General features: G+C 72.2%; 21 protein-coding genes and 2 tRNA genes. 3 read left to right on the top strand and 20 right to left on the bottom strand.

Features of this window, described 5'->3' with window-relative positions; translation table 11 throughout:
• Nucleotides 1–139 precede the first annotated feature (139 nt).
• A complete protein-coding gene (locus ACMXN5_RS22765; protein WP_126642859.1) occupies nt 140–634 on the bottom strand; it encodes a DUF3145 domain-containing protein in 495 nt (164 codons plus the stop codon).
• A 328-nt stretch (nt 635–962) separates the two neighbouring features.
• Between ACMXN5_RS22765 and ACMXN5_RS22760 the strand changes: the two genes are divergently transcribed.
• Nucleotides 963–1,934 carry an SGNH/GDSL hydrolase family protein gene (locus tag ACMXN5_RS22760; RefSeq protein WP_395788118.1) on the top strand — a complete coding sequence of 324 codons (972 nt, stop codon included), beginning with the start codon at nt 963–965 and terminating at the stop codon, nt 1,932–1,934.
• 192 nt (nt 1,935–2,126) lie between these two features.
• On the opposite strand, the gene ACMXN5_RS22755 is transcribed toward ACMXN5_RS22760, so the two are convergent.
• A tRNA-Ile gene (locus ACMXN5_RS22755) sits at nt 2,127–2,200 on the bottom strand.
• Between the two features lie 269 nt (nt 2,201–2,469).
• On the bottom strand, nt 2,470–3,444 hold the full coding sequence (locus tag ACMXN5_RS22750) for an LLM class flavin-dependent oxidoreductase (protein ID WP_439676733.1): 975 nt from the start codon (nt 3,442–3,444) through the stop codon (nt 2,470–2,472).
• Between the two features lie 109 nt (nt 3,445–3,553).
• Here ACMXN5_RS22750 and ACMXN5_RS22745 point away from each other — a divergent pair, with 109 nt between their 5' ends.
• The gene (locus ACMXN5_RS22745) at nt 3,554–4,090 is read left to right on the top strand and encodes a nuclear transport factor 2 family protein (RefSeq protein ID WP_439676732.1); all 537 of its coding nucleotides are present in this window, start codon (nt 3,554–3,556) and stop codon (nt 4,088–4,090) included.
• Nucleotides 4,091–4,147: 57 nt separating this feature from the next.
• Here the strand turns inward: ACMXN5_RS22745 and ACMXN5_RS22740 are convergent.
• A tRNA-Asn gene (locus tag ACMXN5_RS22740) sits at nt 4,148–4,223 on the bottom strand.
• A gap of 162 nt (nt 4,224–4,385) precedes the next feature.
• Here ACMXN5_RS22740 and ACMXN5_RS22735 point away from each other — a divergent pair.
• Nucleotides 4,386–4,685 (top strand): YtxH domain-containing protein, encoded by a 300-nt coding sequence (locus tag ACMXN5_RS22735; protein WP_439676731.1) that lies wholly within the window; start codon nt 4,386–4,388, stop codon nt 4,683–4,685.
• Between the two features lie 405 nt (nt 4,686–5,090).
• On the opposite strand, the gene ACMXN5_RS22730 is transcribed toward ACMXN5_RS22735, so the two are convergent.
• The 16 genes from ACMXN5_RS22730 to rimM all read right to left on the bottom strand — a co-directional run bounded on the left by ACMXN5_RS22730 (nt 5,091) and on the right by rimM (nt 23,147).
• Nucleotides 5,091–6,563: an FGGY-family carbohydrate kinase gene (locus ACMXN5_RS22730; protein ID WP_439676730.1), complete on the bottom strand. Its 1,473-nt coding sequence runs from the start codon at nt 6,561–6,563 to the stop codon at nt 5,091–5,093.
• 41 nt (nt 6,564–6,604) lie between these two features.
• Entirely contained in the window at nt 6,605–7,723 is a 1,119-nt protein-coding gene (locus tag ACMXN5_RS22725; RefSeq protein ID WP_439676729.1) for an RNA polymerase sigma factor, read from the bottom strand.
• Between the two features lie 127 nt (nt 7,724–7,850).
• Complete coding sequence (gene dnaG / locus ACMXN5_RS22720; RefSeq protein ID WP_439676728.1) at nt 7,851–9,791, bottom strand: DNA primase; 1,941 nt, start codon at nt 9,789–9,791, stop codon at nt 7,851–7,853.
• Between the two features lie 57 nt (nt 9,792–9,848).
• Nucleotides 9,849–11,129, bottom strand: a complete 1,281-nt coding sequence (locus ACMXN5_RS22715) for a deoxyguanosinetriphosphate triphosphohydrolase (protein ID WP_439676727.1) — start codon at nt 11,127–11,129, stop codon at nt 9,849–9,851.
• Between the two features lie 66 nt (nt 11,130–11,195).
• Nucleotides 11,196–12,044 carry an RNA polymerase sigma factor WhiG gene (gene whiG / locus ACMXN5_RS22710; protein ID WP_379995307.1) on the bottom strand — a complete coding sequence of 283 codons (849 nt, stop codon included), beginning with the start codon at nt 12,042–12,044 and terminating at the stop codon, nt 11,196–11,198.
• 650 nt (nt 12,045–12,694) lie between these two features.
• Nucleotides 12,695–13,855, bottom strand: a complete 1,161-nt coding sequence (dprA, locus tag ACMXN5_RS22705; protein WP_439676726.1) for a DNA-processing protein DprA — start codon at nt 13,853–13,855, stop codon at nt 12,695–12,697.
• Between the two features lie 510 nt (nt 13,856–14,365).
• Nucleotides 14,366–15,973, bottom strand: coding sequence for a YifB family Mg chelatase-like AAA ATPase (locus ACMXN5_RS22700; RefSeq protein WP_439676725.1), 1,608 nt, complete (start codon nt 15,971–15,973; stop codon nt 14,366–14,368).
• 2 nt (nt 15,974–15,975) lie between these two features.
• Nucleotides 15,976–16,389: a YraN family protein gene (locus tag ACMXN5_RS22695; RefSeq protein WP_395788096.1), complete on the bottom strand. Its 414-nt coding sequence runs from the start codon at nt 16,387–16,389 to the stop codon at nt 15,976–15,978.
• A 118-nt stretch (nt 16,390–16,507) separates the two neighbouring features.
• Nucleotides 16,508–16,834: a DUF2469 domain-containing protein gene (locus ACMXN5_RS22690; protein ID WP_078979196.1), complete on the bottom strand. Its 327-nt coding sequence runs from the start codon at nt 16,832–16,834 to the stop codon at nt 16,508–16,510.
• 145 nt (nt 16,835–16,979) lie between these two features.
• Complete coding sequence (locus ACMXN5_RS22685) at nt 16,980–17,549, bottom strand: NUDIX hydrolase (protein WP_380036300.1); 570 nt, start codon at nt 17,547–17,549, stop codon at nt 16,980–16,982.
• A gap of 85 nt (nt 17,550–17,634) precedes the next feature.
• A complete protein-coding gene (lepB, locus tag ACMXN5_RS22680) occupies nt 17,635–18,624 on the bottom strand; it encodes a signal peptidase I (RefSeq protein ID WP_439676724.1) in 990 nt (329 codons plus the stop codon).
• A 200-nt stretch (nt 18,625–18,824) separates the two neighbouring features.
• Nucleotides 18,825–19,955, bottom strand: a complete 1,131-nt coding sequence (gene lepB, locus ACMXN5_RS22675) for a signal peptidase I (protein WP_395788092.1) — start codon at nt 19,953–19,955, stop codon at nt 18,825–18,827.
• On the bottom strand, nt 19,948–20,787 hold the full coding sequence (gene lepB, locus ACMXN5_RS22670; protein WP_439676723.1) for a signal peptidase I: 840 nt from the start codon (nt 20,785–20,787) through the stop codon (nt 19,948–19,950). The genes lepB (ACMXN5_RS22675) and lepB (ACMXN5_RS22670) overlap by 8 nt, the downstream gene beginning before the upstream one ends.
• 461 nt (nt 20,788–21,248) lie before the next feature.
• The gene (gene rplS / locus ACMXN5_RS22665) at nt 21,249–21,608 is read right to left on the bottom strand and encodes a 50S ribosomal protein L19 (protein WP_078975236.1); all 360 of its coding nucleotides are present in this window, start codon (nt 21,606–21,608) and stop codon (nt 21,249–21,251) included.
• 154 nt (nt 21,609–21,762) lie between these two features.
• The gene (gene trmD, locus ACMXN5_RS22660; protein WP_439676722.1) at nt 21,763–22,581 is read right to left on the bottom strand and encodes a tRNA (guanosine(37)-N1)-methyltransferase TrmD; all 819 of its coding nucleotides are present in this window, start codon (nt 22,579–22,581) and stop codon (nt 21,763–21,765) included.
• On the bottom strand, nt 22,578–23,147 hold the full coding sequence (gene rimM, locus ACMXN5_RS22655) for a ribosome maturation factor RimM (RefSeq protein ID WP_439676721.1): 570 nt from the start codon (nt 23,145–23,147) through the stop codon (nt 22,578–22,580). Before rimM ends, trmD begins: the two co-directional genes overlap by 4 nt.
• Between the last annotated feature and the right edge of the window lie 35 nt (nt 23,148–23,182).

The raw sequence follows: 23,182 nt of genomic DNA, 5'->3' as shown, positions 1-23,182 counted from the left end.
GCATCCGCCGGCAACCCGCTCCGCCGGCCGCTCTCGATCCCAAGCAGGAGACGCGAGCGACCCTTCCGGATGATTCGGGAGGGCCGCTCGTATCGGTATGTCTATACGCATGTCTTCGTCTCGGGGATCCCCCGCGTGCTCAGACCACCTGGTGCAGCCACCGCACCGGGGTGCCCTCGCCCGCGTAGCGGAAGGGCTCCAACTCGTCGTCCCACGGCTTGCCGAGCAACTTCTCCACCTCGGAGCGCAGATCGACCTCGCCCCGCGCCGCCCGACCGAGCACCGCGCGCAGTCGGTCCTCAGGGATCAGGATGTCGCCGTGCGCCCCCGTGACGGCGTGGAAGATGCCGAGCTCGGGGGTGTTGCTGTAGCGCTCCCCCTCGGCGTTGGCCGAGGGCTCCTCGGTGGCCTCGAAGCGCAGCAGGTGCCAGCCGCGCAACGCCGAGGCGAGGCGCGACGCGGTACCGGGCGCGCCCTGCCAGCACAGCTCGGCCCGCAACATCCCGGGCGCCACCGGTTGGCGGACCCAGTCCAGACTCACGCGCACGCCAAGAACGCCCGCTGCGGCCCACTCGACGTGCGGGCACAGCGCACGCGGCGCGGAGTGCACGTACAGAACTCCACGTGTCGTCACCGGGACCTCCAGGCTTCAAGGACGAGGTTCGCCTTCCCCAGCGGCCTCAAGCCTTGTCTCGGACTGCCTGTTCGAATCCCGGTTTTCCATTGTGCCCCACAGACCACGGATGTACCACAGGCACCAGTTGCTGTCCGTAATCACATGTGGGCAATTGTCCGATGTGAAGGAACAATTCGTTACTCACCGTCTCGGAATGGTGAGCCACTGCACTCAACGTGCCCGGCCGTCGACGACGCCACTCCCGGCATTGTCGGCCTTCACACGAAGGAGTGACATACCGTCGATGGACATCGTCGTGTCGATGCTAGGGGGCGGAGGGGGCGGCGTGGGTCGGAAACGACGAGTAGGGGCGGCAACCGCGATGATGGTCGCGGCGTTGTTGACGTTGTCCTCCTGCATGGATTCGGGCGACGGCGACAAGGCCGATCCGGCGGCTGCCGGGGATCGACTTATTGCCGGGCCGAGTGGTGGGCAAACCCCGACACCCGGCAACCCGACCTCGGCCGAACAGCCCAACGGCAAGGTGCTGTCGCCGGCACCCGAGAAACCGCCCACCGCGACCGTGCCGCCCCGACCCCGTTCGATGGCGGCCCTGGGCGACTCGATCACCCGAGGGTTCGATACCTGTTCACCGCTCCAGGACTGCCCGGAGAAGTCGTGGGCCACGGGCACCTCGGCCGATGTGAACAGCCACGCCAAGCGGCTCGGTCTGCCGGCCGAGGCCGTGTTCAACAACGCGAAGACCGGCGCGAAGATGACCGATCTGGCGGGCCAGGCCCGACAGGCGGTCGGCCAGCGGGTCGACTACGTCACGATCCTGATCGGCGCCAACGACGCCTGTCGGCACACCGTGGACGAGATGACCTCGCCGGGCACCTACGAGAGCCAGTTCCGCGACGCGCTGGGCATCCTGCGCAGCGGCCTGCCGAACACGCGTGTGCTCGTGGTCAGCATCCCGGACCTGGGTCGCATGTGGGAGACCGGGCACGACGAGTTCCTGGCCCGCACGGTGTGGTCGGTGGGCAACGTGTGCCAGTCGATGCTGGACGACCCGCAGTCGACCAAGCCCGACGCGCTGGACCGCCGACAGCGGGTCCGCGACCGGGTGACCGCGTACAACGCCAAGCTGCGCGAGGTGTGTTCGACCTGGGCCAACTGCCGCTACGACGGCGGCGTGGTCAACACCCAGCGGTTCGGCAAGAACGACGTGAGCCACTGGGACTGGTTCCACCCGAGCGCGTCCGGCCAGCGCACGCTCGCCGAGGTGACGTCCCGCCAGGGATATACGTGGGGATAGCCCGTTCGAGTGATTTCACTCCCGGAATCCAGCAGGAGCCCGCTAAGCTCTGACTCGACTACGGAAAAGAGTCGCCCGACGACACACAGCAACCAAGGCATCGGGTGGGACGAGCCGACACACAAGCACACGGCACGAGGGCACGGCATGACACGAATGCGGTCGGCGTTCGACGGCGCCGAGAAGAACGGGTGGGGCGGGTGGGACTCGAACCCACGGCCAGAGGATTATGAGTCCCCTGCTCTAACCAGCTGAGCTACCGCCCCTTGCCGTCCGCTGCCGGACAGCCTGACGCAGCATAACCGGTCAGGCCCGACCAACGCCCGGGGGGATCCTCGCGGGCGTGGTCTCATCCTGCCCGAAACCGTTCGCATCCCGCCGTCGATCGCAGACAGTCGATCGTCCGTGCCACACGCGCGATCCGCCCGCCGCTTTCCTCGCCCCCGGCGCCCCTCACGGCGCCGGGGGCGAGGCGCGGGGGGACGGGCGCCGGGGGCGAGGTGCGGAGGCGCGGCGCCGAGGGCAGAGCGCGGCGCTATGCCACCAGCGGCGCCAGGCGGGAGCACAGCGTGGTCACGTGGGCGCGGACCATGTCCTCGGTCATCCCACTCAGCGAGGCGAAGAACCACACCGTCTCGATCGGCGTATCGGCCACGTACGCCCGGATCTCCCGCGCCGCGTCCTCCGGGGTGGCGTGCAGGAAGTGGCCGGGCGCCGCGGACAACCCGCGTGCCCGCCAGCGGTCCGGGTCGATCGGGCGCGGCGGCTCGGCCCCGGTGCCCTCCGCCGCGTACCGGTGGTAGCCGTCCCACTGGTGTGCGAGGTGGCGGGAGACCACCGGCCAGTCCCGCTCGGGGTCCTCGGTGATCCAGCCGTTGAGCAGCCCGGCCATCCGCGCGGACGCCGGATCGTGGCCGCCGGCGCGCAGGCCGTCCAGATACGGCGCGGCCATCGCCGGGTTCGCGGTGAGCAGCGACTCACCGAGCAGTCCGGCCCGCCGCGCGCCCTGCGGCCCCTGGTAACCGAGCCAGATCCGCGGCCGGCGCTGCACGGGCGGCGGGCTGATCGTGCCGGTCTCCCACAACCTGCGGATCTCGCGCGCGCTCGCGTCGGTGGCGCCGAATCGGGTCGCGAGCAGGTCGCCTCGGTCGAAGAGGTCGTACTCGGGCCTGCGGTAGCCGGTGCCGATGCCCAGTTCCAGCCGCCCGCCGCTGACCAGGTCCACGATCGCGGCCTCCTCGGCCAGGTGCGCGGGGTGGCGCAGCGGCGCGATGGTCACGCCGGTGCCGATCCGGGCCCGCTTCGTGCGCGCGGCGATCGCGGCGGCCAGGGTGAGCGGCTGGCTGAGGTAACCGTCGTCGAAGCCGTGGTGCTCGGTGGTCCAGATCGAGTGCACGCCGAGCCGGTCCGCCTCCTCGCACAGCTCCAGCGCGAAGGCGTACAGCCGAGACCAGTCCTGTCGCCACTCGACCGGATTGCGCATGTCCAGATAGATGCCGACGTCGACCATGCGCGCGCTCCCCACGGGGTGGGCGTCCCGACGGGCCGACCCGGGGCGTGGTCCGGGTCGGTCGTCTGACACCGTGATATCTGACTGACCGTCAGCTTACGGAGGCAGCATGTCGGATTCGATCACCACCCGGCTCGATCGCCTGGAGGCGTACGAGCAGATTCGCCAACTGGCCGCCCGCTACGCGCTGGCGCTGGACAGCCGGGATGTGCCGGCGCTGGCCGACCTGTTCGTGCCGGACGTGCGCACGGGGGCGGGCGGTGTGGGTCGGGCCGCGCTCGCCGAGTGGTTCGATCCGGTATTGCGGCCGTACGGGATCACCTTCCACCTGATCGGGAACCACGTGATCGACCTGGTCGACGAGGACCACGCGACGGGTGTCGTGTACTGCCGTCCCGAGCACGAGGTGGGCGACCTGTGGGTGGTGATGCCGATGCAGTATCGGGATCGCTACGAACGGCGGGACGGGCGCTGGTACTTCCGCAGCCGCAAGCCCGAGGCCTTCTACGCCGCCGATGTGCTGGAGCATCCGCTGGCCGTGCCGGGGCGCTTCCACTTCCCCGACAACCCGATGATCACCGATGCGCAGTTGCCCGAGAAGTGGCCGTCCTGGCAGGAGTTCTGGGCCCGGGCCGGGAGCGAGTGAGCCGGGGCGGACCGGATACGCGACAGCGCCCGCCGGTGGACCGGCGGGCGCTGTCGATGGCTCCCGCAATTGGACTCGAACCAATAACCTGCCGGTTAACAGCCGGCTGCTCTGCCAATTGAGCTATGCGGGATTGCGTCGGACCGTCTGGCGGTCGCTGCGTGGAATACATTAGCGCATTCCGAGGGGTGGCCCGCACCAGGGTTTTTCCGGTAGGACCTCACAGGTTGCCTACGCACGTCGCCCGGGTAGGCGCTGACGTGCACGGGCGGGACAAACGACCGCGGAGGACACCATGATCAACAAGCTCACCTTCGTCACCGGCCTCGCCATCGGCTACGTCCTGGGGGCGAAGGCCGGGCGGGAGCGGTACGAGCAGATCCGCAAGCTTTCCGGCACGGTGGCGAGCAGCCCGCCGGCGCAGAAGGCCGGGCACGCGGCGGCCGGGCTCGGCCGCGAGGCGGGCGCCAAGGCCGGCCGCGCGATCGGCGAGCATCTGCCCGAGCGGGTGGGTCGGCACCTGCCGGACCGCTTCGGCGGCCACGGCACGAACGGCTCGTCGGTAACGTCGTCACGCCACGGCCAGGGGCTGTAACACCCCGGACGACGCCCACAACGCGCCGGTAGATCCCGGGCGGACCCACGGGGGCACCCATGGGCCGCCGGGGCCACCGGCGTGGGCACCCCTGGCATGCCCGCTCGGCCCGGCCGGGCCGGCATCCCCACCCGCCTCCGCAGATCGGCGGGCGCCAGGGCCGCGGATCCGGTGGCCTACGCGGAACCCGGCGGCATACCCGACCGGCGAGGTCGCAGGCGTGTGTAGCCGGACATGGACCCGGCGACCTGTGTGAAACCCGACGGCACGCCCGGCCGGCGAGGTCGGAGGCCTCTTGCAACCAGGCAGGAGCCCGGTGGCCCGTGTAGACGCTGTCGGCATACCCGGCCGGCGAGGTCGCGGGTGTTTGCGGTCGGTGTGTGCTCGGTGGTCGTGGGTGGGTGGTCAGTCTCTTCTGTGGCGGCCGCCTGTTTCGGCGGTTTCTCGCGGTGGGGTCACGGCGCCGGGGTGCAGGCGGTTACGTACCTCGCGGTACTGGGCCCGGACCGCGTCGCCGAGGGCGAGTTCGTCCTCGTCGGCCCCGATGAACGTATCGATGTCCGCCGACCACTCCGGCAGCACCCCGAACAGCGCCCAGGCCGCCTGCCGGGCCGCGCCCCGGGCCACGAACCGGCCCGCGAGCGCCGCCGGCGGCACCGCGGTCGGCACGCCGAACAGCGCGGGCGCGATCCCCGCCACCGCCGCCGAACGTGCTCCCGGGCCGATCAGGATCAGCCGCTCCACCGCCACGTCCCGATCGCGCAGCGCGTCCAATGCGTCCGAGATGCCGCACAACATCCCCTCCACCCCGGCCCGCGCCAGCGCCGGCGGGGTCATGCTCTCCCGGCGCAGCCCGGTGAGCGTGCCCGCCGCGTGCGGCAGGTCGGGGATGTGCTCGCCCTCCAGGTAGGGGAGCAGGACCAGCCCGCTCGCGCCCGGCGTGCACTCCAGCGCGATGCGATCGAACTCCTCGGCGTCCACGCCCAGCATCGAGGCGGTGCCGCGCAGCACCCGGGCCGCGTTGAGGGTGCGCACCAGCGGCAGGTGGCGCCCGGTGGCGTCGGCGTACGAGCCGACCACGCCCGCGGGGTCGGCCAGCGGCACGGGGTGGACCGCGAACGCGACGCCGGTGGTGCCGAGCGCCACCACCACGTCGCCGTCGGCCAGGTCCGCGCCGAGGGCCAGGGCCGCCTCGGCGCCGGTGCCGGGCGCGACCAGGATCCCCTCCGGCGTGCGCCCGGCGGCGGCGCCCGGCGGCAGCACGATCGGCGTGCGCGGCACCCGGCCGATGGCCAGGTGCATGAGGTCCTCGCGCCACTCCCCCGTGGTCGCGTAGTAGCCCGTGGTGGAGGCGTCCGCCCGGTCGGTGACCGGGTCCGGCGGGCAGCCGAGCAGTTGCCAGGTCACCCAGTCGTGCGGCAGCAGCACGGTGGCGATCCGGGTCACCGCCTCGGGCTCGAACCGGGCGAACCGGCGCAGCTGCGCGATCGCGGACGAGGAGCCCGGCACCGCGCCGGTGGCGGCCGTCCACGCGGCCGGGCCGCCGAGCGCGTCGACCAGGTCGGCGGCGGCACCGGAGGCCGAGGGGTCCTCGTCGGGCAGCGGATGCCCCAGGATCACCCCCTGGGCGTCCAGCGGCACCGCGCCGTGGTTCTGCGCGGCCACCGCGATCGCCGCCACGCCGTCGAGCAGACCGCCCGCCGCGGCCTCGCCGAAGGCCCGCAACCACGCGCCCGGCGTGGTCGAGGCGCCCTCGGCGTACGCGGCGCGCCCCTGGCGCAGCGGCGTACCGGTCGCGGCGTCGCAGACGAGAATGCGCAACTGGTGCGCTGAGCAGTGCACCCCGGCGACGAGGGTGGGTGTCGGGCTTGTCGGCATGGGCGAATTCTGACAGCAGATGTAAGCCGAAACGCCAGGGATCAGTCGAGATAGCCTCGCAGTTGCTCCGAGTACGACCGCTCGCGGAGCCGGGACAGGGTGCGTGACTCGATCTGGCGTATACGTTCCCGGGTCACCCCGAAGACCCGGCCGATCTCCTCGAGCGTGTGCGGTTCGCCGTCGGCGAGCCCGTAGCGGAGCTGTACCACCTGCCGCTCGCGGTCGCCGAGTGTGGACAGCAGCGCCTCCAGGTGTTCGCGCAGCATCAGGTAGGCGGCGGCCTCGGCCGGGGCGGTCGCGTCGGTGTCCTCGACGATGTCGCCGAGCAGCACCTCGTCCTCGCCGACGGGGGTGTGCAGCGACACCGGCTCCTGGGCCAGCCGCAGGATCTCGGTGACCCGCTCGGCGGTGAGGTCGAGCGCGGCGGCGACGTCCTCGGCGGTGGGTTCCTCGCCGCGTTCCTGCAACAGGCGGCGCTGGACCCGGATGACCCGGTTGATGAGTTCGACCACGTGTACCGGGACCCGGATGGTCCGGGCCTGGTCGGCCAGCGCCCGGCTCATCGCCTGGCGGATCCACCACGTCGCGTAGGTGGAGAACTTGTAGCCCCGGGTGTAGTCGAACTTCTCCACCGCCCGGATCAGCCCCAGGTTGCCCTCCTGAACCAGGTCGAGCAGACCCAGGCCGCGGCCGACGTAGCGTTTGGCGATCGAGACCACCAGGCGCAGGTTGGCCTCGATCAGCCGGCGTTTGGCGCGTTCGCCGTCGCGGACCAGGGTGGCGAGCGCGTCCCGGGCGGCGGGGTCGGCGGGCGGGTCGTCGAGCAGGCGGGCCCCGGCGAACAGTCCGGCCTCGACCCGGCGGGCCAGGTCGACCTCGTCGGCGGCGCTCAGCAGCGGCACCCGGCCGATCTCGCGCAGGTACTGGCGCAGCAGGTCGGCGGAGGAGCCGGCGGATTCGGCGGGGCGGGCGAGTTCGTCGGGTTCGCCGTCGCCGGCCGGCGCGGCGGTCGCCTCGACCTCGGTCGGGGCGGGTGGCGCGTTTCCTGGGGTGACGTGCTTCGTGAGGACGGTGGCCGGGCCCGGTTCAGGCTCATCCGTCCGTTCCGTGTGGGCGGGGTCGCCGCCGGGCGTTTTCCCCCCTCTGGTGTGCCGATGCACCTTCCCCAGTCTGCTCCACGAGGGGGCCTGTAGCCGAGAGTCCGGGCGTGGAAATCTCGCCCGGCGTGGGCGGTTCACCCGATTCGGCCGGCCGGGAGGGGCTTTCGGGCGCCCGGCCCGACGGTGGTCAGCCGCCGGGGGCGTAGAGGGCCTCGGCGCCGCGGTCGAGCAGGGCCCGCTTGTACGTCTCCAGGGTGGTCAGCTCCTGCCAGACCCACCCGTACTCCTCCGCGTCGCGGCCCGGGTCCAGGCGCAACAGGCGGGACTTGGCGTCGGCGATCCGGCGTTCGGCGGAGAACACCCGCAGCCGGACCAGGTTGCCGTCGGCGTACGCCCGGTCCGGGTCGCTGCTCAACCGCATGTTTTCCACGGCCAGTTCGGTGACCATGTGCCGCACGGCGTCGTCGGGCGCCGCGACGCGCACCTCGCCGACCCAGTTCGGGGTCTGCGCGAGGTCGCAGCACACGCCGCCGGCGGTCGCGATCGCCGTGCGCACCGCCGCGTACGGCGCGGCGGTGAACTCGTCCACCTCGTAGTGGTCGAACGCGGGCGCGACCAGCGCGGGCGTCTGGAGCGCGAGCTTGAGCACCTCGCGCTGGACCGCCTGGCACATGTCACGCGGGTCGGGTCGAAAGCCCGCGGGCCGCTGCGGGGCGGCCGGCCGTCGGCCGCCGGCCGGGGTGGCCGGCCCCTGGGTGGGGCCGCCGCCGCGCTCGCCGCGCGCGGCCCGCTCACGCTGCCAGCGGTTGACCTGGGCGACTCGGCCGACCACGAACTTCTCGTCCAAGAAGCCCAGCATCGAGTCGAGTCGGACCGCGTAGGTGTGGCGCAGTGCCTGGTCCTTGATGCCGGCGATGACCGGTGCGGCGGCGTCGAGGGCGGCGACCCGGCCCTCGGCGGTGGACAGGTCGTGGCCCTCGATCCGGCTGCGGATGGCGAACTCGAAGAGCGGGACGCGCGCGTCGATCAGGGCGAGTACGGCCTCGTCGCCCTGTTCCAGGCGCAGGTCGCATGGGTCCAGGCCGCCCGGCTCGACCGCGACGAACGTGCGGGTGACGAACTTCTGGTCCTCCTCGAACGCGCGCAGCGCGGCCTTGCGGCCGGCGGCGTCGCCGTCGAAGGTGAAGATCACCTCGCCGCGGAACTCGCCGGAGTCCATCAGCAGTCGGCGCAGCACCTTGATGTGCTCGTCGCCGAAGGAGGTGCCGCAGGTGGCGATCGCGGTGCCGGCGCCGGCGAGGTGGCAGGCCATCACGTCGGTGTAGCCCTCGACGATGACCGCCCGGCCGGACTTGGCGATCTCCTTCTTGGCCAGGTCGAGGCCGTAGAGCACCTGGGACTTCTTGTAGATGGGCGTCTCGGGGGTGTTCAGGTACTTGGGGCCGTTGTCGTCGTCGTAGAGCTTGCGCGCGCCGAAGCCGATCACGTCACCGGTGATGTCGCGGATCGGCCAGACCAGCCGGCCGCGGAAGCGGTCCATCGGGCCGTTGCGGCCCTCGCTGGCCAGTCCGCCCTCCAGCATCTCCTGCGGGGTGAAACCCTTGCCGCGCAGGAATCGCACCAGATTCTCCCAGCCCTTGGGCGCGTAGCCGAGCGAGAATCGCTCCGCGGCGTCCTGCGGGAAGCCCCGGTCGGCGAGGAATCGGCGGGCGGTCTCCGCCTCGGGGGTGCCGAGCTGGTCGGCGAACCATGCGGCGGCGATCCGGTGCGCCTCGACCAGGCGGGTGCGCCGGCCCTGCTGGCGCCCGGGGGTGTAGCCGCCCTCCTCGTAGTGCAGCTCGATGCCGTACTGCTGGGCCAGCCGCTCCACCGTCTCGGAGAACGTGGTGTGGTCCAGGCGCATGACGAAGTCGAGAACGTCGCCGCCTTCGCCGCAGCCGAAGCAGTACCAGAGGTTCTTGGCCGGGCTGACCTGGAAGGAGGGGGACTTCTCATCGTGGAAGGGGCAGAGCCCCTTGAAGTTTCCTCCGCCCGCGTTGCGCAGTTGCAGGTGTTGTTCTGCGATCTCCGCGATGCGTGCCGTCTCGCGGACCCGCCTGACGTCTTCTTCACGGATACGGCCGGCCACGATCGTCGAGTCTACGGGTCCGTCCGACACCCGGGGGCGGTGACCGGTCGGCCCGGTTCATCGGGTCGTCAGCGTGGCGTGCAGGGTGAGGGCGGCGCGGTCGGTCAGGGAGGCGACCTGGTCGATCACCACGCGCAGCCGGGCCGCGTCGGTGTCGGCTTCGATCCAGTCCTCGCGCAGGGACGCGTCCAGCCGCTCGGGGGCGCCGGCGGCGAGCAGTTCGACCAGTTCGGTCAGGACGGTGCGCTGGCGCTCGCGCAGTTGTTCGGCGCCCTCGCGGGCCATCACGTAGCGGGCGGTGATCGCCTTGAGCACCGCGCATTCGAGGCGGATCTCGCGCGGGACGATCAGGTCGGCGGCGTAGCGAAGGGCCGGCGCGGTGCCGTACAGCTCCCGGGTGGCGTGCTCGGCGGCCAGGCAGAAGCGGCCGATCAGGCCGCTGGTGGCGTTCTTGAGCCGGGCCTGGGCGCGGCGCGAGCCGTCGTAGCCCGCCGGCCAGAAGTCGAGCGCGAGCAACCGGTCCAGCGCCTCGCCGAGTTCGTCGGCCACGCAGTCGGGGCGGTAGCGGCGCACGGTGAGGTCGAGCAGTTCGCGGCGCTCGCCCGCGTCGCGCAGGCGCACCAGGTCGAGGCGGTGCGACTGGACCGCGTCCTCCAGGTCGTGCACGGAGTAGGCGACGTCGTCGGACCAGTCCATCACCTGGGCCTCCAGGCAGCGGCGGTCGGGGTCGGCGCCCTCGCGCACCCAGTCGAACACGGCCCGGTCGTCGTCGTACGCGCCGTAGGCGTGCTTGTCCTGGCGGCGGGGCCACGGGTATTTGAGCACCGCGTCGAGGCCGGCGCGGGTCAGGTTGAGGCCGACGCTGCGGCCGTCGGGGGCGAACGTCTTGGGTTCGAGCCGGGCGAGCAGGCGCAGGCTCTGCGCGTTGCCCTCGAAGCCGCCGCAGCTCTTGGCCGCCTCGTCGAGGGCGCGTTCGCCGTTGTGGCCGAACGGCGGGTGGCCCAGGTCGTGCGCCAGGCAGGCGGTCTCCACGAGGTCCGGGTCGCAGCCGAGCGCCTGACCCAGCTCACGGCCGATCTGGGCGCATTCGAGCGAGTGGGTGAGCCGGGTGCGTGGGCTGTCCTGGCCGGCCGGGGTGCTCTCGCCGGGGGTCACCACCTGGGTCTTGCCGGCGAGTCGGCGCAGCGCGGCCGAGTGCAGCACCCGGGCCCGATCCCGCTGGAACGCGGTGCGCCCGCGTCGCTTGTTGGGCTCGGGGACCCAGCGGGCGAGGTCGTCGGGGCCGTATCGCCGCGGTACGGAGCGGGGTGTCGCCGGATCTGCCGATGTGCTGTCCACTTGTCCACATTAAGGAATTGCTCCGACATTCGACGGAGGCCGGGCCGCGAACACTGCGCGAAGCCTTCACCGCGCGTCGGACAACTTGCCGCGCAGCTGGAGCACGGCCTTGGTGTGGATCTGGCAGGTGCGGCTCTCGGTCACCCCGAGCACCTGGCCGATCTGGGACAGGGTCAATCCCTCGAAGTAGTAGAGCGTGACCACGGTCTTCTCCCGTTCCGGCAGTGCGTTGACCGCGCGGGCGAGCAGGTGGCGCATCTCGCGGCTCTCGGCCACCTCGACGGGGTCGTCGGCGGTGGTGTCCTCCAGCGTGTCGACCAGGCTGAGCCGGTCGCCGCCGTCCTGGCCGGTGTGCAGGAGTTCGTCGAGGGCCATCACGTTGATCAGCGAGAGCTGGCTGAAGATCGCGTGCAGGTCCTCCAGCGCGATGCCCATCTCGCGGGCCACCTCGACCTCCGAGGGGGTGCGGTTGAGCTTGGCTTCCAGTCCCGCGTACGCCAGTTCGACCGCGCGGGCCTTCTGGCGGACGGACCGGGGAATCCAGTCCAGCGCGCGCAGTTCGTCGATGATCGCGCCGCGGATGCGACTGATCGCATAGGTTTCGAATTTGATCGCGCGATCAAGATCAAACTTCTCGATCGCGTCGATCAGGCCGAACATCCCGTACGAGACGAAATCGGCCTGGTCCACATTGGCCGGAAGGCCGACGCCGACCCGCCCGGCGACGTACTTCACGAGCGGCGAGTAATTCAGGATGAGGCGTTCCCGCAGGGTGGGGTCCCCCGAGCGCTTGAAGTCGCTCCAAAGGTTCTCCAGCGCGCGGTTGGAAGCGCCACCGTCCTCGACGGTGACGGCCGGTCCGTTCTCGGACGCGGCCGCGGTGGCGCTCTTACGCCCTGGGGTGTGCTTGGGCATACGTGGCCTTGTGTCGTTCCACGGAAACGTGCGTGTAGATCTGCGTCCTCGCGAGCGTAGCGTGACCTGACGACTCCCGAGCGCTACAACGACGGGGCTCGGCCCCCGTCGCCCGAATCACGGCATCCCACCCGAAGCCGCCCGGCGCGCGCCGAACCACCCCGGACCGAGGCGAAGGGGTCGCTCGGCCGGCCTCGGACCGAGGCGAAAGGGTCGCTCGGCGCCACCCGAACCACGCCCATCGCCACACCCGCGCACACGGCGACCCCCCTGCGGCGGCGTGACCGGCCCGCCCCGCACGACACCGCCCGCCAACAGCACTCGCACCCAAGGCGGCGCACACCCCGCCTCCCGCACGCCCCCACACCCCGGCACCGGCGCACAAACAACCAACACCCCGGGTGGCGCGCTGGTGGCGGGGCTGGGCTCGGGGGTGGGGCGCGTCGGGGGCTTCGCTGTGGGCCGTGTCGGAGTGTGGGGGGTGGGTCCTGCGGGACGGCGACGGGTCGCCGTCCGGGCGACTGCGGTCGCCGGTGGGGTGATTCATGTCCGGGGCGGCGTTCTCGGGCGCGCGCTCGTCGGTCACGGGTATGGCACACCTCCTCGATCGGGCCTCCTCCCCTCACGGTGATGATCACTGCGGCCCCAGGTCAAGCACCGCCACGGCGACGCCACCCCTTCGAGGTGCGATCCACGAGTTCGCGGGCCGCCAGCACGTCGAGTCGGCGTCGCGTGGCGGCCGGCGCCGATCCCGCCTCGTGCGCGATCGCGGCCGTGGACAGCGCGCCGCGCCACGGCACCACATCCAGAATCCGGCGGATCTCGGGCGGCAGATCGTCCCCCGGGCGACTCGGGCCGGCCAGGACCGGCGCGAGGTCGTCGCCGATCGCCCCGACCTGCTCGATCACCTCGGCCGCCCGGGTCACCAGGACCGACCCCGGCTCGCGCAGCAGCACGTGTACGCCCGCCGAACTCGGCGAGCCGATCGGCCCCGGCACCCCCATCACCTGGCGGCCGAGCAGCGCGGCCCGCCGGGCACTGATCAGCGCACCGCTGCGCAGCGCCGCCTCGACCACCACGGTGCCCCGGGTCAGTGCCGCGATGACCCGATTGCGCTCGATGAAGCGGTAACGGGTCGGATGCGCGCCCGGCGGCAGCTCGGTGACCAGCACACCCTCCTCGGCGATCCGGGCCAGCAGCCGCTCGTGCCCACGCGGATAGTTCACGTCGATCCCACACGCCAACACGGCGACGGTGGACCCGCGCACCGCGAGCGCCCCCCGGTGCGCGGCCCCGTCCACCCCGTACGCGCCACCGGAGACGACCGTCCAGCCTGCCTCGGCCAGCTCGGCCGCGAGCGCCCCCGCGACGTGCGCGCCGTAGTCGGTGCAGGCCCGCGCGCCCACCACCGCCACCGACCGCAGCGCGGCGAGCCGCAGCGGGGTCGCGCCGCGCGTCCACAGCCCCAGCGGCCGGGCGTCCCCGAGGTCGTCGAGCTGGGTGGGCCACCCCGGATCGCCGGGAACCACAAAGCTCCCACCCACCTCGGCGAGCCGAGCCGAGTCCTCGTCGGGATCACACGCCCCCAGCCGAACCCGATACCCCGCCGGATCCCGCCGAGCCAACTCCCCCGGCAACGCCCCATGCCCCCGCAGATCCCGCAACAACCGAGCGGCCCCGTACACCCGCACGGCCCGCCCGAACACCGCGTCCCCGGGCTCCACCAGCCGACTCAACACCGCCCGAGCCGCCCGCTCCCCCACCACATCCCGCTCGGGAAAGTCCCCATCCCCCCAAGGCAACGACTCCACCCCACCCACCCCCACACCTTCCGTCCCCCGACACCCCCGCCGGGCCCAACAAAACCCCGCAACCCGCCAAAAGACCGCCACCCGCTCGGATGCCGACCACGTGCCGTTGCCGGGCCGGCGCGGGCGTTGACGCGCTCACCCCGGGCCACCCATTCGCAACTCCCACCCACCCCACGGTGGCCACCACCGACCCTCCGCCCCGCACACGAGGCCGCCGGCCACCGGGGCGAGCGCGGGTACGCGGGCCCGGTCGGGGCCTGCGGTGCGGGTGAACTCCGGGGCAAGGCAACGGCGACGCCCCGGACGTGTGGTGACGGCGGGCCACATCCGACGCTGCCGGACGTACGTGGTGACGCAGTGACGCGCTCAGTGGTCCGCTCACCCCGGACCATCCCGCCGCAACTCCCACCCACCCCACGGGGCCGCCCCCGGCCTCCCCCATCCGGACGCTCGCATCACCCCCCCAGCCACCGCGCGAGGCCGCGAGCGGCCTGTCGGGTCGGCGGTGCCTCATCTCTCGAACCCGTCGTCGTCCGCCGTGTCGCCTCGGATCACTCCCGTGCGCAGTTCGAGGGCCGTGTCCACGTCGGAGCGGGTGGGGCGGGGGTGGGCGTGCAGGTCTGCCAGGGTCCAGGCGACGCGGAGGACTCGGTCGAGACCCCGGGCGGTCAGGAAGCCGCGCTCCATGTCGCGCGCCGCCCGGTCGAGGGCGTCGCCGTCGACCGTCCACCGCGTGCGCAGCTCGCGCCCCGGCACCTCGGCGTTGACCGTCCACCCCGTGCCGGCCAGCCTCCGCGCGGCCCGCTCCCGGGCCGCCAGCACCCGTGCGGCCACCACCTCCGACCGCTCCCCCGCCGCCTCCGGCGCGAACAACTCGGCGCGGGAGACCGTATCCACCGTGACCCGCACGTCGATCCGGTCCATCAGCGGCCCGGACAGCCGGGCCAGGTACTTGTGCCGCATCAGCGACGAGCACGTGCAGTCCAGCCCCCGTCCGGAGAACCGCCCGCACGGGCAGGGGTTGGCCGCCATCACGAGCAGGAACCGGGCGGGAAAGCACAACATCCCCCCGCTGCGCGCCACGGTGACCGTGCCGGACTCCAGCGGCTGGCGCAGCGCGTCCAGCACCCGCCCGCTGAATTCCGGGCTCTCGTCCAGGAACAACACGCCCCGATGGGCCAGCGAGACCGCGCCCGGGCGTGGGAGGCCGTTGCCGCCGCCGACGATCGCGGGCATCGTCGCGCTGTGGTGCGGCGCGCAGAACGGCGGCGTGGTCACCAGCGGCAGGTCGGGGCGCAGCGTGCCCGCGATCGAGTGCACCGCGCTGACTTCGAGCGAGGCCGGTCCGTCCAGCGCCGGCAGGATCCCGGGCAGCCGCTCGGCCAGCATGGTCTTGCCCGCGCCCGGACTGCCGAGCAGGAACAGGTGGTGCCCGCCCGCGGCGCACACCTCCAGGGCCCGGCGGGCCCGGCCCTGACCGGCCACGTCGGCCAGATCGGCCGGCGCCGACCCGGCCGGCGGGCCCGCCGTCAAGGTGCCGACCACGGCCAACGGATCGGGGCCCAGACCGATGTCGCGCACCGCCTCCGGCTCGGCCGGCGCCGGCTCCCCGCGCAGCCTCGCCAGCAGGTGCCGCAGCGAGGTCACCCCCCACACTGCGACGCCCGGCACCAACTCGGCCTCGCCGGCCGCCACGGAGGGCACCACCACCCGGGCGCACCCGGCCGCCGCGGCGGCCATCACCGCCGGCAACACCCCGCGCACCGGCCGCAGCCGCCCGTCCAGGCCCAGCTCGCCGATCATCACCAGGTCCTCGATCGCGCGCGGGTCCAGCACGCCCGCCGCGGCCAGCATCGCGGCCGCGATCGGCAGATCGAAGCCCGATCCGGTCTTGGGCACCGTCGCCGGCGACAACCCCACCGTCAGCCTGCGCTGCGGCCACTCCTCGCCGCTGTTGACCACCGCCGCCCGGACCCGCTCCTTGGACTCCACCAGGGTCCGGTCCGGCAGACCCACGAGGGTGAACGTGGTCACCCCCGGCTCCAGGTCGGCCTGCACCTCGACCACGACGCCGTCCACCCCGACCAGGGTGACCGACCGGGTGCGCGCGAAGCCCATGCTCAGCACACCCCCCGGACGTGCTCGACCCCGGCCGCCCCACGCACCGCCGCGACCACCGCGACCAGGTCGATCCGCACCTCGCGCCCCGGCGGCCCGGCAAGCGGGTTCGCCGCCCGCCAGCGCTCGGCCAGCACCCGCAGCCGGGCGGCCTTGACCGGGCCGATCGCCTCCAGCGGGTGCTCGAACCCGCCCGCGCGCCGGGTCTTGACCTCGCACACCACCAGGACCGGCCCGTCGCGCGCGACGATGTCGATCTCGCCGTCCCGACAGCGCCAATTGCGCGCCAGGACGGCCATGCCCGCCTCGGTCAGATAGCGCGCCGCGACCCGCTCGCCGTAGCGCCCCACCGCGCCGTTCCTGGACTGCCGGGCCGGGCCGCCCCGGCCCTCCCTGCCACCCGCATCGGTACGCACAACGACCACCTCCGGGCTCGACGCTGCCGGAGCCGGAGGTGGTCGTGTGTCGACCCACCGTGACCTGTGCACAAACCGGTCGTTGTGGATACCGCCCTTGCGGACGCGCGGAGTCCGCTCAGCCGCCGAACCCTTCGTTGCCCGCGGGCATCTCGAATTCGCTCTTGGTCAGTTCCTCGACGTTGACGTCCTTGAACGTAAGAACCCGGACATTCTTCACGAATCGTGCGGGTCGATACATGTCCCACACCCACGCGTCCGCCATGGACAACTCGAAGAAGACCTCCCCGTCGGCCGACCTCACGTGCAGCTCGTACTGGTTGGTGAGGTAGAAGCGCCTTTCCGTCTCGATGACGTACTTGAAGAGACCCACGACGTCGCGGTACTCGCGGTAGAGCTGCAGCTCCATCTCGGTCTCGTACTTTTCGAGATCTTCCGCACTCATGCGCGCCCCTCGCTCCTGCGCTTCGCTGACGCCTCCCATTGTGTACCGGCGACCCTCGCGTCCACCGGCGCACCATGGCACAACCGTCCGGGACATCCCCGGCGGCCCGGATCGACCGGCCGTCGACCCGCCGGCGCCGCGGCGCTCAGCCGTTCCACCACTCGAACGGCTCGTCGATCAGCTCGCCGGCCAGGAACCTCGGCAGCAGCTCGGGCAGCCTGCCCGGGTAGAACCGCGCCGGCGCCGCCCGGATCTCGTCCACCGGCCACCACACCGCCTCCTGGTACTCGGCCAGCTCGTCCGCGGTCCACAACGAACGGTCCTCGCAGACCGCGGGCGCCCGCTCGGCGACCCGGACCAGGACCACGAACTCGTGTTGCACCCGCCGATGCCCCGGCCGCACCCACGTCACACTCCGCCGCCAGGTCGGCGGCCCCACCTCGGCGGGCTCGATCCGCAGGCCGGTCTCCTCCCGGATCTCCCGAACGGCCGCGTCCACATAGGTCTCCCCGGGGTCCAGACCGCCGCCCGGCAGGTCGTACCAGTCGGACGGATCGGATTCGGGGACCCGGGTGCGAAACAGCAGCACCCGGTCGTCGGGGTCGAGAATCACCACGCGCACGGCGCGTCGTTCCAGGTCGGGAGCCAGGTCGGCGGGGTAGTCCGGCACCGGCTCCGGTACGTCTCCGGGCCATGACACGGGTTGAGTCGTCATCCCCGGATTGTGCCCCGAGCCGCGAACGGCCGGGTCGCGCGGGAGGGGATTCCCGAGCGCCCGGCCGGATGCGAGAGGTCGGCCGTCAGGCCGGCGGCGCCGCCGAGGGCGGGCGCGTGGCCGTACGCTCCTCGGGCCCGCCGCGCCGCCTGCGCCGCCACCACACCAGCGGCACCGCCCCGATCAGCCCGGCCGCCATCGGGGTGCCGCCGATCACGTCGAGCCCGAGGCCCGGCTGGTCGAAGGTGCCCGGCACGCCGAGGCCGTGGATCCGGTTCAGCGGCCACACCACGGTGAACGCGCGGCCGATCACCTGGTCCTTGTCCACCGTCCCGTTGAACGGCTGGTCCATGTGATAGCGCGAGTCGGACGAGTTGTCCCGATTGTCGCCCATCAGCCAGATCCGGCCCTTGGGCACGGTCACGTCGAACACCTTCGTCGACGGGGCCACGCCCTTCTTCAGGTACGAACTCTCGTCCAACGGCTTGCCGTTGACCATGAGCCGGCCCTGCGCGTCGCAACACTGCACCCGGTCGCCGCCGACCCCGATCACCCGCTTGATCAGGTCCTTCTCGTCGGCGGACGGCATCAGGCCGACCCAGGACATGCCCTTTTGCAGCCCGCGCACCACCGCGTTGTCGGACTGCTTCGGCGCCTCCTGGAGCCAGTTGCCCGGGTCGTGGAAGACCACGACCTGCCCGCGCTCCGGCTCCGCGCCGAACCACGGCGAGAACTTGTTCACCAGGACCCGGTCGCCGACCTTGATGGTGTTCTCCATCGACTCCGACGGAATCGAGAAGGCCTGCACGAGGAAGGTCTTGATGAGCAGCGCCAGGACCACCGCGATCACCAGAAGCAGCGGCAGTTCCTTCCAGAACGACCCCTTCTTCTTGCGCCGTTCGCCCGAGGCCGAGGCGCCCTCGTCGGTGCCCGTGCCCTCCGGTTCACCGACACCCTCCGGCTCGCCGGAGTCGCCCGATCCCCCGGAGTCGCCCGGACCACCGGGACCGCCGGGGCCGTCCGCGTCCGACGGTCCGCCCGCGCCCGGACCACCGGTCGCGGGGGTCGGCGCCACCGGTGGAAAGATCGGCGCCGCGTCGGCGTCGGCGGCGGCCCCGTTCTTCGGATGTTTCACCAGATCGGGCGACTGCCGGGGCCCGTCCCCGCTCGTTGGTTGGGTCGGTGGCGCTCCGGGATCGTGCGGCGCGTCGGTCGGGTGCCGCTCGTGCGGCTCCCGCCCACGATCGTCGTCTCCACCAGCGGATCGCGCTCCGATCACGACTTCCCCCACGGCGCCTCCTCGTACCCGTGCAGGCCACACGGCATCCGGTCGGGGCTGTCCACCGGCTGCCCACAGCTCTGTCTTGATGATTTCCGACCCGTGCCGCGCACGTCGCCGGGTCGATGTCGACCCCACGGGGCCGGCATGCGCCGGCGCGAGCGTACACGTCGGCGTAGCAGGACCAGCGGAACCGCACCCACCATTCCCATAACGACCGGGGTGGGCGGGAGAATCGCAACCGACAGGGCTTTGTTCCCGAATGTGTCCGGAACCGGCAGCCGATGCGCGCGACCGAACGGCCAGGCCACCAGGACGGCCCGCCCGACCACATCGTCCACCGGGATCGTGCCCTGATAGGGCCGATCCATATGTGCCCGCGAGTCGGCCGAGTCGCCGCGATGGTCGCCCATCACCCACAGCCGCCCCTTGGGCACGGTCACACTGAAGCGCTTCTCCGAGGGCGCATTGCCCTTGTACAGGTAGGGCTCGTCCAGCGGAACACCGTTGACGGTGATTCGCCCGGACGGGTCACAGCAGGCCACCGTGTCGCCGCCGACCCCGATCACCCGCTTGATCAGGTCCTGTTCGTCGTCCGAGGGCAACATGCCCACGAACACGAGCCCCTGCTTGAACTGCTTGAGTCCGGGCGGCGGATCGTCCGTCTTCTTCTTGCCCAGCCAGCCGCCCGGGTCCTTGAAGACGACCACCTGGCCGCGTTCGGGGGTCCACCCGAACCACGGCGAGAACTTGTCCACCAGGACCCGGTCGCCGACGTCGATGGTGTGCTCCATCGATCCCGACGGGATGTAGAACGCCTGCACCAGAAACGTCTTGATCAGCAGCGCCAGGGCGAGCGCGATCACCGCGAGCATAGGCAGTTCGCGCCACAGCGGCACCACCTTGTCCTTGCGCCGCGAACGCCTGCCCCGACGCCGGCGCGCGGGAGCGGGGGTCGGCGCCTCGACCGACGGCGCCGCACGGACCGGTTCGGCCTCGCCGAGCGCCACCGCGCCCGCGACCTCCGGGGTCGGGAGCGGACCGGCCGCGCCCTCGGGGTGGGCACTCGGCCGCGCGGGCACCGGATCGGCGGCCCGGGCGCCCTTGGGCTTGCCGCGTTTACCCACGGCGGTCGAAGTCCGACCGATCGAACGTCTTCGGCCGATCCGCGCCCTGGATCCGCCCGAACGGCCAGATGATCCACTGCGCGCGCCCGATCACCCGGCTCTCCGGCACCATGCCGCCGCCGGGGTCGCCCAGGTGGTCGCGCGAGTCGGCCGAGTTGCTGCGATGGTCGCCCATGACCCAGAGCTTTCCCTTGGGCACCTCGGCCTCGAACGGAAAGTCGGAGGGCTTGTCGCCCGGATGCAGGTAGTCGCCCTCGTCCAGCGGCACCCCGTTGACGGTGACCCGACCCTGCGGGTCGCAACACTTGACCACGTCGCCGCCGATCCCGATGACGCGCTTCACGAAGTCGTTGTCGTCGGGGTTGGTGAAGCCGAACACCCCGCCGAGCTTGCGCAGCGCGCCGGTCACCGGGTCGGGCGAGCCGCCCTCGGGGGTGAACGAGCCGCGCCCGTCGAAGACGATCATGTCGCCGCGGTGGATGTCCCCGTACTTGTAGGCGAGTTTGTTCACCAGGACCCGGTCGCCGACCTCCAGCGTGTTCTCCATCGAACCGCTGGGGATCACGAACGGCTGGGCGACCCACGAGTTCACCACCAGGACGACGACCATCGCGATCGCGACCAGGAGCGGGAGTTCGATCCACGCGGGCATCCGCCGCCGACGCGGCGCCTCGGGAGCACCCTCGACCTCGGGAGCACCGTCGACCTCGGGACCCGACTCGGCCTCGGAATCGGCATCGGCATCGGCATCGGCGCCACCATCAAGGTCGCCGTCGGACTCGGTCCCGGCAACAACGTCAGTCCCGGACGCGGTCGCGGCTTCGGCGGTCACAGTCGCGGATACGGTCTCGGCCCCGGACGCGGTCCCGGTCCCGGATGCCGTCGCGGTCCCGGGCTCGGGTGCCGTCTCGACCGTCGAACCCGCCCCGTCCTCGGGGGCGTCGGCCTTCTCCGGCCCCTTCGACGGCGCATCGACACTCGCCTCGGCGGCCGGGCCGACGCCCGCACCGCCGCCCGTGCCCGCCGTCGAATCCTTTGCGAAATCAGGGGACTTCGGCGCCGCCGGCACCGTCCCGAGCGCCCCGTCGAGCCCGCCCCCGTGACCGTTCCCGCCCGACGCCCCTCCCAGGACACGCGAAGGCCGCGCCTCCACGACCTCGGTGGACGAGGTACCGGCGGATTCCTCCGCCGTGGAGGCACGGCCTCTGCTCTGCTCTGCGTCGTCCATCACGAACGAGCCTAGCGCCCGGGTCGGCTCGCCATGGGCGAGGCACCCCGGGTGCGGCGCACGGGTCAGCGCGTCGGACGGTCCGAGCGCTTCTCTTTGATCTTCGCGGCCTTGCCGCGCAGGTCACGCATGTAGTAGAGCTTCGCGCGACGCACGGCGCCGCGGGTGACCAGCTCGATCTTCTCGATCACCGGGGTGTGCACCGGGAAGGTGCGCTCCACGCCGACGCCGTAGCTGACCTTGCGGACTGTGAAGGTCTCGCGGACGCCGTCGCCCTGGCGACGCAGCACGAAGCCCTGGAAGACCTGGACGCGGGACTTGTTGCCTTCGATGACGCGCACGTGCACCTTGAGGGTGTCACCGGGGCGGAAGTCCGGGACGTCGTCCCGCAGGGATGCGGCATCGATGTGGTCGAGCTTGTTCATCTCGCGTCGCTTTCTCGGGGGTGCCACAGGTCACCCACGGGGATTCGTGGTTACGAAAGGGGGGTCGCCGGTCCCGAATGGCGCTCCCCCTGTGGCAGGGGTGCCGTCCGGCTCCCGGGGAACCCGGTCCGGATCGGGACATGGCAACAGCGTCTCAGTCTGCCACAGGTGGGTCGGCCCGATGAAACCGGCCGTCCCGCTCGACCCAGCCCAGCTCGGCGAGCAGCGCCCGGTCCTTCTTGTCCACCGCCGCGGGGTCGATCCGGACGATCAGATCGGGCCGGTGCGCCGAGGTCCGGCGCAGCGCCTCGTCCCGCCGCCAGCGGGCGATCGCGCCGTGGTTCCCGGACACCGTGATCGGCGGCACCTCGCGCCCGCGCCACTCGGCGGGCTTGGTGTACACCGGTCCCTCCAGGAGGTTGGCCATCGCGCCCGGCGCGAACGAGTCGTCCCGGTGCGATTCCGCGTTGCCCAGCACTCCCGGCAGCAGCCGCGCCACGGCCTCGACGATGACCAGCACGGCCACCTCGCCGCCCGCGAGCACGTAGTCGCCGATGGACACCTCGTCCACCCGCATCCGGGTCGCCGCCTCGTCCAGGACCCGCCGGTCGATGCCCTCGTACCGGGCGGGCGCGAACAGCAGCCACGGCTCCTCGGCCAGTTCGACCGCGAGGTCCTGGGTGAACGGCCGGCCCGACGGCGTGGGCACGATCATCCGGGGCACCGGGGCCGCCGCGCTCTCGCCCTGCTCCAGCACGGCGTCCAGCGCGAGCCCCCACGGCTCGGGCTTCATCACCATGCCGGGACCGCCGCCGTACGGGGTGTCGTCGACGGTCTTGTGCACGTCGTACGTCCAGTCCCGGAGCTGGTGCAGGTGTACGTCCAACAAGCCCTTGGCGCACGCCTTGCCGACCAGCGAGACGTCCAGCGGGGCCAGGTATTCGGGAAAGATGGTGACGACGTCGATCCTCACGACGGGTCCTCGGACGTGTCGCCCTGCGCCGGGTCCGGCACCGCGAGCACCGCGTCCTCCGCGTCGAGCAGGCCCGGCGGCGGGGTGATCACCGCGCGCTGGTTCTCCAGGTCGATCTCGGGGACGATCTGCTGCACGAACGGGATCATCACCTCGCGCCCGTCCGCCCGGCGGACCATGAGCAGGTCCTGCGAGGGCAGGTGGGCCACCTCGGTGATCTCGCCGACCGCCTCGCCGTCGGCGGTGACCACATCCAGGCCGATCAGCTGGTGGTCGTAGAACTCCTCGGGGTCCTCGGGGAGTTCGTCCGGGTCGATCTCGGCGATCAGCAGCGTGTTGCGCAGCGCCTCGGCGCCGCTGCGGGTGGTCACGCCCTCGATGCTCAGCAGCAGTCGACCGCTGTGCACCCGACCGTCGGCGATGGTCAGCGGACCGACCGACGGCGGGTCGGTCATCAGCACCGCTCCGGGCGCGAGCCGCAGTTCGGGCTCGTCGGTACGGACCTCGACGGTCACCTGGCCCTTGATGCCGTGTGCCTTGCCGATACGGCCGACCACAAGCTGCACCTGCGACTCCTCAATCTCTGCCTGGAAACCCTGAA

The sequence above is a fragment of the Embleya australiensis genome (assembly GCF_051903075.1).
GTDB lineage: Bacteria > Actinomycetota > Actinomycetes > Streptomycetales > Streptomycetaceae > Embleya.
Note: the sequence above shows the minus strand (reverse complement) of the source record. Positions and strands in the feature narration are given on the sequence as shown.

What these genes read in the sequence shown, in the direction of transcription:
- ACMXN5_RS22735 (WP_439676731.1), top strand. Translation starts at nt 4,386, where the DNA reads ATGATCAACAAGCTCACCTTCGTCACCGGCCTCGCCATCGGCTACGTC.
- ACMXN5_RS22745 (WP_439676732.1), top strand. Translation starts at nt 3,554, where the DNA reads ATGTCGGATTCGATCACCACCCGGCTCGATCGCCTGGAGGCGTACGAG.
- ACMXN5_RS22730 (WP_439676730.1), bottom strand. Translation starts at nt 6,563, where the DNA reads ATGCCGACAAGCCCGACACCCACCCTCGTCGCCGGGGTGCACTGCTCA.
- ACMXN5_RS22700 (WP_439676725.1), bottom strand. Translation starts at nt 15,973, where the DNA reads ATGGGCTTCGCGCGCACCCGGTCGGTCACCCTGGTCGGGGTGGACGGC.
- ACMXN5_RS22750 (WP_439676733.1), bottom strand. Translation starts at nt 3,444, where the DNA reads ATGGTCGACGTCGGCATCTATCTGGACATGCGCAATCCGGTCGAGTGG.
- ACMXN5_RS22685 (WP_380036300.1), bottom strand. Translation starts at nt 17,549, where the DNA reads ATGACGACTCAACCCGTGTCATGGCCCGGAGACGTACCGGAGCCGGTG.
- whiG (WP_379995307.1), bottom strand. Translation starts at nt 12,044, where the DNA reads ATGCCCAAGCACACCCCAGGGCGTAAGAGCGCCACCGCGGCCGCGTCC.
- rplS (WP_078975236.1), bottom strand. Translation starts at nt 21,608, where the DNA reads ATGAACAAGCTCGACCACATCGATGCCGCATCCCTGCGGGACGACGTC.
- ACMXN5_RS22690 (WP_078979196.1), bottom strand. Translation starts at nt 16,834, where the DNA reads ATGAGTGCGGAAGATCTCGAAAAGTACGAGACCGAGATGGAGCTGCAG.